This window comes from Endothiovibrio diazotrophicus (assembly GCF_054657215.1).
Window position 1 is genome coordinate 1 of sequence record NZ_BAAHXB010000147.1, and the last position, 12,784, is coordinate 12,784.

Annotated in this window: 6 protein-coding genes and 2 pseudogenes; 3 read left to right on the forward strand and 5 right to left on the reverse strand. The window is 68.9% G+C overall.

Annotation, left to right across the window (positions count from 1 at the left end; genetic code table 11):
* Window positions 1-118: 118 nt before the first annotated feature.
* Window positions 119-1,936, forward strand: coding sequence for a translational GTPase TypA (gene typA / locus ACYQ2W_RS23425; RefSeq protein ID WP_459872912.1), 1,818 nt, complete (start codon window positions 119-121; stop codon window positions 1,934-1,936).
* A 215-nt stretch (window positions 1,937-2,151) separates the two neighbouring features.
* Here the strand turns inward: typA and ACYQ2W_RS23430 are convergent.
* The 5 genes and pseudogenes from ACYQ2W_RS23430 to recB form a co-directional block, all read right to left on the reverse strand.
* Window positions 2,152-2,663, reverse strand: a pseudogene (locus ACYQ2W_RS23430) (NAD-dependent epimerase/dehydratase family protein); the annotation flags it as partial.
* A gap of 24 nt (window positions 2,664-2,687) precedes the next feature.
* Window positions 2,688-4,034 (reverse strand): UDP-glucose dehydrogenase family protein, encoded by a 1,347-nt coding sequence (locus ACYQ2W_RS23435; RefSeq protein WP_459872914.1) that lies wholly within the window; start codon window positions 4,032-4,034, stop codon window positions 2,688-2,690.
* Window positions 4,035-4,088: 54 nt separating this feature from the next.
* Window positions 4,089-5,180 carry a histidinol-phosphate transaminase gene (hisC, locus tag ACYQ2W_RS23440; protein ID WP_459872916.1) on the reverse strand — a complete coding sequence of 364 codons (1,092 nt, stop codon included), beginning with the start codon at window positions 5,178-5,180 and terminating at the stop codon, window positions 4,089-4,091.
* 292 nt (window positions 5,181-5,472) lie between these two features.
* Window positions 5,473-7,425, reverse strand: a complete 1,953-nt coding sequence (gene recD, locus ACYQ2W_RS23445) for an exodeoxyribonuclease V subunit alpha (protein ID WP_459872918.1) — start codon at window positions 7,423-7,425, stop codon at window positions 5,473-5,475.
* Window positions 7,422-10,940, reverse strand: coding sequence for an exodeoxyribonuclease V subunit beta (gene recB / locus ACYQ2W_RS23450; RefSeq protein ID WP_459872920.1), 3,519 nt, complete (start codon window positions 10,938-10,940; stop codon window positions 7,422-7,424). Before recB ends, recD begins: the two co-directional genes overlap by 4 nt.
* Window positions 10,941-11,420: 480 nt before the next feature.
* Between recB and ACYQ2W_RS23455 the strand changes: the two genes are divergently transcribed.
* The gene (locus ACYQ2W_RS23455; protein WP_459872922.1) at window positions 11,421-11,705 is read left to right on the forward strand and encodes a hypothetical protein; all 285 of its coding nucleotides are present in this window, start codon (window positions 11,421-11,423) and stop codon (window positions 11,703-11,705) included.
* 335 nt (window positions 11,706-12,040) lie between these two features.
* Window positions 12,041-12,583: pseudogene (locus tag ACYQ2W_RS23460) on the forward strand (polysaccharide biosynthesis protein); the annotation flags it as partial.
* Between the last annotated feature and the right edge of the window lie 201 nt (window positions 12,584-12,784).

Sequence of the window (12,784 nt, forward strand, 5' to 3'; positions counted from 1 at the left end):
GGGCTCCCTGCCCTCCCGCCGCATACCCACCATCCCTGGCGATAACACGATCCCCCATCTGCGGGCGCGCTGGAGTATAATTCGCCACCATTTTTTTCCTACCCCCGCGGCGGCCCCCATGATCGAAAACCTGCGCAACATCGCCATCATCGCCCACGTCGACCACGGCAAGACCACCCTGGTCGACCAGCTCCTGAAGCAGTCAGACACCCTCGATGAGCGCACCCAGCTCGAAGAACGCGCCATGGACTCCAACGACCAGGAGCGCGAGCGAGGCATCACCATCCTCGCCAAGCCCACCGCCATCCAGTGGGGCGAATACCGCATCAACATCGTCGACACCCCCGGCCACGCCGACTTTGGCGGCGAGGTGGAGCGGGTCCTCTCCATGGTCGACTCGGTGCTGCTGCTGGTCGACGCGGTCGAGGGGCCGATGCCGCAGACCCGCTTCGTCACCGAAAAGGCGCTACGCCGCGGTCTCCACCCGATCGTCGTGGTCAACAAGATCGACCGCCCGGCTGCCCGCCCGGAGTGGGCCCTGGACCAGACCTTCGACCTCTTCGACCGCCTCGGCGCCACCGACGAGCAGCTCGACTTCCCGGTGGTCTACGCCTCCGGCCTGGGCGGCTTCTCCGGCCTCGACTCCAGCGTGCGCGAGGGCGACATGACCCCGCTGCTGCAGGCGATCGTCGACCACGTCCACCCGCCCCAGGTGGAGCCGGAGGATCCCTTCCAGCTACAGGTCTCGCAGCTCGACTACAACAGCTACGTCGGCGTCATCGGCATCGGCCGGATCACCCGCGGGCGGGTCAAGACCAACACCGCGGTGACCGTGGTGGACAAGGAAGGGGGTCGGCGCAACGGCCGCGTGTTGCAGCTCTTCGGCTTCATGGGGCTGGAGCGGGTGGAGGTGCCGGAGGCCCAGGCGGGCGACATCGTCTGCTTCACCGGCCTCGACCCGCTGAACATCTCCGACACCCTGTGCGACCCCGCCGCGGTGGAGGCGCTGGCACCGCTGTCGGTGGACGAGCCCACCGTCAGCATGACCTTCCAGGTCAACAACTCGCCGTTCGCCGGCAAGGACGGCAAGTTCGTCACCTCCCGCCAGATCAAGGAGCGCCTCGACCAGGAGCTGGTGCACAACGTGGCGCTACGCGTCGAACAGGGCTCGGACCCCGACAAGTTCCGCGTCTCCGGCCGCGGCGAGCTGCACCTCTCGGTGCTGATCGAGAACATGCGCCGCGAGGGCTTCGAGCTGGGCGTGTCGCGCCCCGAGGTCATCGTCCGCGAGATCGACGGCGAGCCGATGGAGCCGTTCGAGCAGGTCACCGTGGACGTCGAGGAACAGCACCAGGGCGGGGTGATGGAGAAGCTGGGCGCGCGCGGCGGCGACCTCAAGAACATGGTGCCCGACGGCCGCGGCCGGGTGCGCCTCGACTACATCATGCCGGCCCGCGGACTGATCGGCTTCCGCACCGAGTTCCTCACCGCCACCCAGGGTTCGGGGCTGATCTACAGCGTCTTCGACCACTACGGGCCGTTCAAGCGCGGCGACTACGGCAGCCGCAAGAACGGGGTGATGATCGCCAACGCACCGGGCAAGGCGCTGACCAACGCCATCTACAACCTGCAGGAGCGCGGCCGCATGTTCATCGGCCACGGCACAGAGGTCTACGAGGGGATGATCGTCGGCCTCCACTCGCGGGAGAACGACCTGGTGGTCAACGCGCTGAAAGGCAAGCAGCTGACCAACGTGCGCGCCTCCGGCACCGACGAGGCGCAGGTGCTGACCCCGCCGGTGGTGCACACCCTGGAGCAGGCGCTGGAGTTCATCGACGACGACGAGCTGGTCGAGGTGACCCCCAACCACATCCGTCTGCGCAAGAAGCTGCTCGGCGAGAACGACCGCAAGCGCGCCTCGCGCGGCAAGGATTGATCCCGCGAACGGGCTACCCCCGTAGATCGCCGCTCCCCGCGGCGACCTACGGCGGAAACGAGAACGGGCCCGCATGCGGGCCCGTTCTCTTGGCTGTATGGTGCAGCCCCAACCTGTAGGAGCGGCCCCGAGGCCGCGATGGTTCGAAGTGCCCACCCTTCCGCAACTTGCGGGGGTTGGCGGAACGGGCGCCATCGCGGCCTCGGGGCCGCTCCTACACGCGGCGGTTCAGCCGCCGTAGCGGAGTCGGGGGCGTCCCCCGACCAGTCGGGATTGGGCGCGGGGATGCGGTCAAGCACCCGCACCACCCCCTCGACGATGTCGTCGATGTAGGTGAAGTCGCGGCGGTGTCTGCCGTGGTTGAAAACGTCGATCGGCTCCCCGGCGAGGATCTTGCGGGTGAACTTGAAGTAGGCCATGTCCGGCCGCCCCCACGGTCCGTAGACGGTGAAGAAGCGCAGACCGGTGGTGGGCAGGTTGAACAGGCTGCTGTAGCTGTGGCCCATCAGCTCGTTGGCCTTCTTCGTCGCCGCATAGAGGCTCACCGGGTGGTTGACGTTCTGATGCACCGAGAACGGCATGTCGGTGTGGCGCCGTAGACCGAGCTGCTGGAGGCGTAGACCAGGTGTTCGACGCCATGGTGGCGGCACCCCTCCAGCAAGTTGCCGAACCCCACCAGATTGGCGTCGACATAGGCGTTCGGGTTCTCGATGGAGTAGCGCACCCCGTAATCAGAACTTTTATGGAGCTGTCACGCCGCCTCTATGTCGGTGGGTGCCGGCCGGCCAATGGCGTAGTAGGTGAAGCCGGCTTGGCGCACCGGCTCCGGATCATAGACGTTACGCCCGTCGATGATCACCGGGTGGCGCAACCGCGCCTTGAGCAACTGGAAGTCGGGACTGCGGAAGACGTTCCATTCGGTCACCACCACCAGGGCGTCCGCCCCGTCCAGGGCCTCCTCGGGGGTATCGCACAACATCAGATCGTCCCGCTCGCCATAGATCCGACGCGCCTCCTCCATCGCCTCCGGGTCATGGGCGCGAACCCGTGCACCGGCGGCCCACAATGCCTCCATCAGGGTGCGGCTCGGCGCCTCGCGCATGTCGTCGGTATTGGGCTTGAAGGCGAGCCCCCACAGGGCGAAGGTCTTGCCCGCCAGCGCGCCGCCGTAGTGGCGCTCGATCTTGCCGAACAGCACCTCCTTCTGCCGCCGGTTGACCGTCTCCACCGCCTGCAGCAGGGTGGCCTCGAAGCCGACCTCATGGGCGGTGCGCTCCAGCGCCTGCACGTCCTTGGGAAAACAGGAGCCGCCGTAGCCGCAGCCGGGGTAGATGAAGTGGTAGCCGATACGCGGGTCGGAACCGATGCCGACACGCACCTTCTCGATATCAGCCCCCAACCGCTCGGCCAGGTGGGAGAGCTCGTTCATGAAACTGATCTTGGTGGCGAGCAAGGCGTTGGCGGCGTATTTGGTCAGCTCCGCCGAACGGACGTCCATCGCCACCAGCCGCTCGTGATTGCGATTGAACGGCGCGTAGAGGGCGCGCAGCAGTTCCAGGGTACGCGGGTTGTCGGTGCCGACGACGATGCGATCGGGGCGCATGAAGTCGTCGATCGCCGCCCCCTCCTTGAGAAACTCCGGATTGGAGACCACGTCGAACTCCAACGCCACGCCACGGCCGGTCAGTTCCTCGTCGATCGCCGCGCGCACCTTGTCGGCGGTTCCCACCGGCACGGTCGACTTGTCGACCACGATGCGGTACTCGTCCATCCGCTCGCCAATCCCCCTGGCGACCGCCAACACATGGCGCAGGTCGGCCGAGCCATCCTCATCGGGCGGCGTGCCGACGGCGATGAACTGGAACAGCCCAAAGGCCACCCCTTCAGCCACGTCGGTGGTGAAGGAGAGGCGCCCGCGACTGGCGTTGCGCTCCACCAACTCGTCCAGTCCCGGCTCGTAGATCGGGACCTCTCCCTCCTTCAAGCGCCGAATCTTCTCCTCGTCGATATCGACGCAGAGCACCTCGTTGCCGACCTCCGCCAGACAGGCGCCGGTCACCAACCCCACATACCCGGAACCGAAGATGGTTACTTTCATAGTCCTTCGCTTTCAGTTTTTTTCTAAAAAGTGCCGCCCGAGCAGCGGCGACGCTCACCCGGCGGCGAAACCGACGATCTCGCCGAGGGCGCCCAGCAGGGCGTCGTTCTCCTGCGGCGTGCCGATGGTGATGCGCAACTTGTCGCGCAACCGGTCCAGATCGAAATAGCGGATGAAGATCCCGCGCTCCTTCAGCGCCTGATAGATCGCACGGGCGCCGCCGGCGAGCCCCTCGGGCACCCGGGCGAGGAGGAAATTGGTCTGCGAGGGGAGACAGTCGATGCCGAACGCCGCCAGCGCCTCGCTCACCCGCCCGCGCTCGGCGCGCACCCGGCGCCAGCTGTCGGCGGCCTCCGCCCGCGCCGTCAGCGCGGCGGCGGCCAGCCGCTGGCCGACGATGTCCTTGTTGTAGCTGTCCTTCGCCTTCGCCTGCATCGGCTCGATTAGCGACGCCGCACCGAGGCCGTAGCCGAAGCGCAGGCCGGCCAGCGAATAGCCCTTGGAGAGGGTGCGCAGGAGCAGCACGTTGTCGTGGCGGCGCACCAGCTCCACCGCGTCGTGGGCCAGTTCCGGATCGACGAAGTCGACGTAGGCCTCGTCCACCAGCAGCACCCCATCGAGCTCCGCGGCGATCCGCGACAGCCGCTCCACCGACTCCAGCCGGCCGGTGGGGGCGTGGGGGTTGACGACGAAGGTGAGCGGCACGTCCGCCTCGTTCATCAACGCGGCGAAGTTCTCCGGCATCTCCCAGTGGTCGTTGAGATCGACCCGGAAGGTGGGCGAGTCGTGGATCTCCGCGAGCACCGGATAGAGGGAATAGCTGGGCTCGGCGACACCGATCGGGCGGCCGGGATCGACGAAGGTGGTGATCGCCAGGCGCAGCAGCTCGTCGCCGCCGTTGGTGGCGACGATGTTCTCCGGGGCGAGCCCGTGAAGCTGGGCGGCGACCTGCTGGAACGGCTGGGAAAACGGCGGCGGATAGCGGCGCAGCTCCTCCGCGGTCACCGCGCGGAGCGCCTCCATCACCGCCGCGGCCGGCGGATAGGGGTTCTCGTTGGTGTTCAGCTTCACCACCTTCGCCGAGGCCGGCTGCTCACCGGGGGCGTAGCCGTGCATGCGGCGGATATTGTCGCGTTCGTAGCTCATCGTGAGGGTCTGCCCGGGGAGCGGAAAGGGGGGCACAAATGGTAACAGATCCGGCCGGGCCCGCGGATTATGACGCGGCTATGTGTTGGAAAGACTACAGTTCGTCAATCGGAGAAATGGGGATGCCGGCCCCGTAGGATAGGCAAAGGAGCGATTGCGACGTGCCCATCGAACAAAGGCGGTGATCTTTGCCGTGGCAGTGGCCGCTTTGATGGGCACGCGATGCTTTGCCCATTCTACGATTGCGGGAAATACGGGCGTCGAAAAGAGAGCATCTCACACGCCTGATTGATCAGACGGGAAGTGAACGCCCCCACAGCCGGGCGCGTAGCCCCGAGGTGCGGTAGACACGGCGGCGGGCGACCTGCTCCAGGACGTTGGGGGCTGCGCACAGCTCCACCGCCCGGCGGGCGCGGGTGATACCGGTGTAGAGCAGCTCGCGGGTGGCCAGCGGATTCTCCGCGGGGGGGAGGATCAGCAGCAGGCGGTCGAATTCGGAGCCCTGGGACTTGTGCACGGTCATCGCGTAGACCGTCTCCACCTCGGGCAGGCGATTGGGATGCAGTCTGCGCAACGCCCCGTCGGCCCCCCCGACAGGCGGGAAGAAGGCGCGCAAGGCACCGTCCGCCTGCGGATCGGGGAGGATCAACCCGATGTCACCGTTGAACAGGCCGAGGGCATAGTCATTGTGCCCCACCAGGATCGGCCGGCCGGGGTACCACGGAAGGTCACCCCGCTCGCGGCGCGGGATCAGGCCGGCGGCGCACAGCGCCCGCTCGGCACCCTCGTTGGCACGGACCACCCCAAAGGGCCCCTCGCGCAGGGCGCAGAGGATACGGTAGCGGTCGAACGCGGCCAGCGCCTCCTGTGGAGTAGCCGCCTCCAGGAAGGGGCGGTAGTGCTCCACCGCCCGCCGGGCGATCAGCCCGGCCACCTCCCGCTCGTCGGCGGGATGGAGGGCGAGGTCGTCGAAGCGGCCGACCGCGAGCAGTTCGCGGGCGTGGCCGCCATCGCCGGCGTTGACCGCACGAGCCAGCTCACCGATGCCGCTATCGCCGCCGAAACGGTAGCTCCTGCGCAGAATGGCGATGGAATCGGCAATCGGCGGCGCGCGCCCCCCGACGGCGGGCGGCGTATCGGTGACCCGCACCAGCCGCGCAGTGGCCGCCGCCGACCAGCCACTCCCGCCTTCGCCCCCATCTTCCCCACAGATGTCACCGAGCACCGCCCCCGCCTCTACCGAGGCGAGCTGGTCGCGATCCCCCAGCAGGATCAGCCGGCAGGTGGCGGGCAGCGCATCGAGCAGCCGCGCCATCAGTGGCAGATCCACCATCGACGCCTCGTCCACCACCAGCAGCTCCAGGTGCAGCGGGTTGTCGGCGTGGTGGCGGGGACGGGCGCGTCCAGGGCGCACCCCGAGCAGACGATGGAGGGTCACCGCCTCCTCGGGGATGGCGGTCCGCAACCCGTCGCCGAGGGGCAGCGACACCTTGGCCTGCTTGATCGACTCGCTGAGGCGGGCGGCGGCCTTGCCGGTGGGGGCGGCGAGCGCGATGCGAGTGACCCCCTGCTCGGCCAGCAAGGCGAGGATCGAGGTGACGGTGCGAGTCTTGCCGGTGCCGGGGCCACCGGAGATGACCGCGAAGCGGCGCAACACCGCCAGCGCCGCGGCGAGCCGCTGCCAGTCGGGCTGCCAGTCGGGCTGCCGATCGGGGGTCGGCGCGGCCGGCTCGTCGAACAGGCCGAGCTGGCCGCGACCGCAAGGGGCCGGGGGGACGACCGGGGGGACGACCGGGGAGAGGACTGGAGCGGCGGGGAAGAGGCGGGCCAGCCCCGCCCGCAGCCGCCCCTCGTCGATCCCTTCGATCCAGTCGGCCCGCGCCGCCAGAGCCGTCGCCAGGCGGGTCTCGAAAAAGTGGTAACGGGCAAGGTAGAGGCGGTCGTCCTCCAGGATCAGCGGACACGGCTCGCTGGCATCGGGACCGCCGACCAGCCCGCTCCCGCGTAGCGCCTCCCGCCACACCGTCAGCGGTGGCGCGTGCTCGCCTCCCTCCCACAGCGGGCCATCGGCCACTCGTGCCAGCTCCAGACAGACGTGTCCCTCTCCGGCCGCCTGACTGGCCAGGGCGGCGGCCAACAGCAAGTGGTCACTCTCCTCGACGGCCAAGCGCCCCATGAGACGGGCGAAGTGGAGATCCAGGTCGCGGATCACCCCGCGGGCGAGCAGCCGATCGAGCAGGTTCACGGCCGGTCTCCCGCGAAGTAGCGGTCGAGGGCGTCAATCAGGGCGGGGTCGGGGTGGTCAAACCAGACGCCGTTGCCGGGCAGCCGGGGGGTGAGGCCGCGCAGGAAGAGGTAGAAGACGCCGCCGAAGTGGCGCCGGTAGTCGTAGCCGGGGAGACTGCGCCGCAGGTGGCGGTGCAGCGCGACCGTGTAGATCAGGTACTGAAGGTCGTAGCGGTGCTCGGCCATCGCCGCGGCCAGCGCATCAGGACCGTAATCGCCCAGCGCGTCGCCCAGGTGGTTGGACTTGTAGTCGGCCAGGTAGTAACGGTCGCCAACCCGGAAGACCAGGTCGATGAACCCCTTCATCACCCCCTCCAACGGCGAGAAAGTGAGTGCCCGCTCACCGCTGAAATAGCCGGGGAAGCGATCCAGCAACCGGTTGAGACCGATCGCCTCGATGGGCGCCAGGGGGAAGTGGAAGGCCAGCTCGTCACGCCGGTCGGACCGCCCGACCTGACCGAGGGCGACCCCCTCGGCCAACGGGGCGTCGAGGACACCGCCCAGCAGCTCCTCGACCGCGGGCCGCCACTCCACCTCGAAGCCGTGGCGCTCCAACTGGCGCTCGATGTCGCGGCTCCACGGCTCGTCGCGCCGGTCGGTAAAATCGAGCTGCTCCAGCAGGGTGTGCAGGAACAGCCCGGCGCGGGAGCCGCGGGGAAAGTTGAAGCGGTCGCGGCGGAGGCCGGTCGCGGCCTCGGCGACCGGCTCCACCGCATCGTGGTCGGGGCGCTCGTGACGCAGGGTGTCGCCATGCTCGATGCCCGCCACCAGACCGGAGTAGCTGGTCACCAGCCAACGGTCCTCGGCACGGCCGCCGAAGGGGCGGGCACGCCCTCCCGCCAGCGACCGGCCGGCGACCGCGACACCCGCTCCCCGCTGCGGCGGTGCCACCACCTCGATGTGCGGGGCGAACCGCTGCAAGGCGCCCTCCAGGGCCCCGTCGTCGAGCCCGCCCATCCCCTCCTCGCCGCCGTGCAGCAGCCACGCCAGCGCCGTCGCCTCCGCCCCCTTCACCGCCCCCCAGCCGAAGCAGCAACGGTATTTGGCGCGGGTCAGCGCCACGTAGAGCAGGCGCAGCTCCTCGGCCAGGCGTTCGCGCTGCGCCAGCGCCAGATGGGCGTCACGCCGCTCACTGCCCAGGTCCGCACAGAGGGAGCGCTCGCGCTCCTCGTGAAACAGCAGCAGCTGCCCCTCGTCGCTGAGCGGCCGGCCGTTCCACAGCCCCGGCAGGAAGACCACCGGGTACTCCAGCCCCTTCGACTTGTGGATGGTCACCACCTGCACCAGCCGCTCGTCGGATTCCAGCCGCAGCTGCTGCTCCTCGGCATCGCCGTCCGGCTGGTCGATGGACGCTACCAACCAGTGGATCAACCCCACCATGCCGAAGCGCTCCGCCGCCTCCAGTTGGGCCAGCTCAGCCAGCTGGAGCAGGTTGGTGAGGCGCCGCTCCCCCTCCTCCAGGGCGAGCAGACGATGGGCCACCCCCCGCTCGTGGAGCAAGGTCTGGAACATCGCCATGAAGCCGTGGTCGCGCCACTGGCGGTGATAGCGGTGGAACGCCTCCAGCCACGCCTCCCAGGCGCCCCCTTCCTCGCGCCCCATCGCCTCCAACTGTCGTCCGTCGACGCCGAGCAGGGTGGTCACCAGGGCGGCGCGCAGGGCGCGACCGTTGGCCGGCTCGGCCACCGCCCCCATCAACCGCAACAGCTCGCCGGCCTCGGCGGTCTGGAAGACGCTGTCGCGGCTGATATAGACGCTACCCACCCCGACCGCGGCGAGCCGCCCACGCACCTCCGCCGCCTCGAAGCGGTCGCGCACCAGCACCGCCAAATCGCCGGCACGCAGCGTCCGTCCCTCCAACTCCGCCCGCCCCGCCTCGGCCAGCTGCAGCATGCGGGCCACCTCGGCCGCCACCGCCTCGGCGAACAGCACCCGGGCCCGATTCTTCGGCAGCGGCTTGTCGTCGTCGCGTCTCGGTAGCCAGGCGGTCAGCGGCGGTGGCACCTCACCATCGAGGATCAGCGGCCGCTCATCGGCCCGGCCCGCCGCCGCCACCGGGTGGAAATCGATCTCGTCACGGTAAAGGAAGGGGGCCTCCACCGATTGAAAAAGGGTGTTGACCGCATCCACCAGGGGCGAGGCGGAACGCCAGTTGGTACCCAGGGTGAAGCAGCCCTGGTCGGGATCGGCGTCGCGGCGGGCGGCGATGTAGGTGAAGATGTCGGCCCCGCGGAAACCATAGATCGCCTGCTTGGGATCGCCGATCATGAACAACCCGCAATCGGGGCGCTCGCCGTAGATGCGGCGGAAGATACGGTACTGGAGCGGGTCGGTGTCCTGGAACTCGTCGATCATCGCCGCCGGGAAGAGTCCGGCCACCCGCGCCGCCAGGGTCTCTCCCCCCTCGCCGAGCAGGGCGAAGTCGAGACGGCTGAGCAGATCGTCGTAGGCCAGCACCCGCTGCTGCTCCTTGCGGACCTGGAGCTGGTCGCGAACGTAGTCCAGCGCCTCGGCAAGGAGTCGGGCGCGGCGCAGGTCGGCGTGACGGCGGTCGGCCTGCCACAGCGCCTCGCAGGCGTCGAAGAACGGGTGTTCGGGCGCCTCGGCCCGCTTCTTGAGGGACTTGGGGTCTTCGAGACGATGGCGGGTAAAGAGCTCGAAACCCGCCGGCAGCGCCCCCTCGCCCCCCTCCAGGAAGCCGGCGAGCCCTTCGAGCGCCCCCTCCACCACATCGTTACGGTAGGTGGTGGCGGCGCGACTCAACCCCTTGTGGGTGAGCAGCAGTTCGGCCACCACCTTACCGCTCCCGGCCCACTCCCGCAGCACCGTCGTCAGCGCGGCCCCGCGCGCCGCCTGCGCCTCGTCCAGTTGCGCCGCCGTGACCGTCGGCAGGAGCGTCACCTGCTCCCGGCCGAGCAGCGGCCGCAGCGTCCCGAACAGCCCCGCCGGCGTCCCCCACTCACCACGCGCCCAGCGCGCCTCCCCCTCGTCGGCGCGGTGGAAACGGATGCGCCAGAAGTCGGCGGCGATGGTGCGCTTCATCTCCAGCTCGTCGGCGATGAACTCCACGTCGAACAGGGTGCCGCTCTCGAAGGCGTTCTCCTGGAGCATCCGCTGGCAGAAACCGTGGATGGTGAAGACCGCCGCCTCGTCCATGCGGATCAGCGCATCGCGCAGCCGCCCAGCGGCCTCGTCACCGCCGCGGGCGAGCAGCGCATCGAGTTCGTCCCCCCTCCCGCTCCCCTGCTCCAGCCGCTCCAGCCCCTCGCGCAACCGCTTGCGGATACGGTCGCGCAGCTCCTCGGTGGCCGCCTTGGTGAAGGTGACCACCAACACCCGGGTGACGTCGAGCCCCCGCTCCAGGATCAGCCGCAGGTAAAGATTGGCGATGGTGTAGGTCTTGCCGGTGCCGGCGCTCGCCTCGATCAGGCGCAGGCCGGTCAACGGGAAGCTCAGCGGGTCGAGGGGGAGCATCGGCGGGTCGGGGTCTCTCGGCGAAAACCACGCAAGGGACGGCGCAGGAAAACGGGGAGCGGCGACGTGATACGAGCCGACGGTGGGGCACGGCCCCTTTGCAGGTTAAACGCACCGCCCGAATAACGCGACCCCTTTTGCCATGACCCTCCCCTCCGTCGTCCACCCGCGCCACCATCGAACTCTGCGACAGCCACCGACCGCTGCGAAACGCCGGAGGGGGAGCGGGTTCACCTCGCCGGACCGACGCTGCGCGATTGAACCTCACGCGCCATCGGTGGTACAAACCACGGCGAAGACGCGAGGGACGTGGCCGGCGAGGGAGTCATGAGTCACCCGGCCGGCCCCGCCCGGCACCTCCCCAACGGGAAGTCCCCCTCCCCCCGCCACGCCCCGGCGTCTCGCCCCTCGGATCCGGCCCCGAATCGCCCAGGTGAGCGCGGGGACGGATCGACGTAAACCAACGAACAGGATCGAACAATGGCCGAGACCGTGGACGAATTGACCGTCAACTACAGCGAAGGCGGCGTGGACGTGGTGAAGGAGCTGGACAAGCAGGTGCTGAGCAAGGGGGCCTGGGCGACGGTGATCTACCGCTACCAGGACTGGGACGCCCGCAAGGAGGCCTACAGCCCCGACCGCTACACCATCCGCCGCTACCAGAAGCGCAACGGCGAGTACCTGCAGAAATCGAAGTTCAACATCTCGTCCAGGGACCAGGCCAAGCAGATCATCGACGCGCTGACCAAATGGACGGAGGAGTGATCCACCGCGGCTCGGGCGCGCCGCGATCGGGCGCCTCGCAGGAGGGAAGCGCCACCAAGAAGAGCCCATGAACGTCCGTCCGCCGCCTCCCGCAAAACCCACTCCGCCCCCGCGCCGGCACCTCTCACGCTCGGCCAAACGATGGATCGTGGTGGCGGCGGATCTGATTATGATCCCGCTCGCCCTGTGGTCAGAAGTTCGATCCCGTCGCCTTCGTCGACGACCATCCCGCCCTCCACGGCAGTCTGATCGGCGGAATGCGCGTCTATCCGCCATCGCACCTGCCGCAACTGATCACAGAGCGGCAGATCAGCAGCGTGCTGATGGCGATGCCATCGGTATCCCACGTCCGCCGTCGGGCGGTGGTTGAGAGCCTCGGGCGCTTTCCGGTGCATGTGCGCACGGTGCCGGGACTGGTGGATCTGGTGGCCGGCAACGCCCAGGTGGACGAGATCCGCGAGATCGACATCGACGACGTGCTCGGGCGCGGGCCGATCCCGCCCCGGGAAGAGCTGCTCCACGCCTGCGTCCGCGGCCGGGCGATCCTGGTCACCGGCGCCGGTGGGGTGGAGCATATGGTATCGATCTCTACCGACAAGGCGGTGCGCCCCACCAACGTGATGGGGGCGAACAAGCACTTCGCGGAGCTGATCCTGCAGGGACTGGCCAGACGCTGCGCCACCATCCGCTTTTCGATGGTCCGTTTCGGCAACGTGCCCGGCTCCTCCGGCTCGGTGATGCCCGAGTTCCGCGAGCAGATCCGGCGGGGCGGCCCGGTCACCGTCACCCACCCCGAGATCACCCGCTATTTCATGACCATCCCGGAGGCGGCGCAACTGGTGATCCAGGCGGGCTCGATGGCCGAGGGTGGCGGCGTTGATCCGCGAGGTGGTCCCGGAATACCAGCCACGGGGCGGGGTCGAGGACCTGCTCCAGCGCCGTTCCGACGACGCCGGCTGAAAAGGGCACGCCACCCGTCGCACGCACTTCCGTCAGTTGATTTCGTCGGATGGGTTGTCCCAATCCGCGGCTCCTAGGAGCCTGTCGGACTATGGGGGATCGAGCCGCGGGAGGGCAGA

Coding starts and splice junctions, on each gene's coding strand:
- typA (WP_459872912.1), top strand. CDS start 119: ATGATCGAAAACCTGCGCAACATCGCCATCATCGCCCACGTCGACCAC.
- ACYQ2W_RS23435 (WP_459872914.1), bottom strand. CDS start 4,034: ATGAAAGTAACCATCTTCGGTTCCGGGTATGTGGGGTTGGTGACCGGC.
- hisC (WP_459872916.1), bottom strand. CDS start 5,180: ATGAGCTACGAACGCGACAATATCCGCCGCATGCACGGCTACGCCCCC.
- recB (WP_459872920.1), bottom strand. CDS start 10,940: ATGCTCCCCCTCGACCCGCTGAGCTTCCCGTTGACCGGCCTGCGCCTG.
- ACYQ2W_RS23455 (WP_459872922.1), top strand. CDS start 11,421: ATGGCCGAGACCGTGGACGAATTGACCGTCAACTACAGCGAAGGCGGC.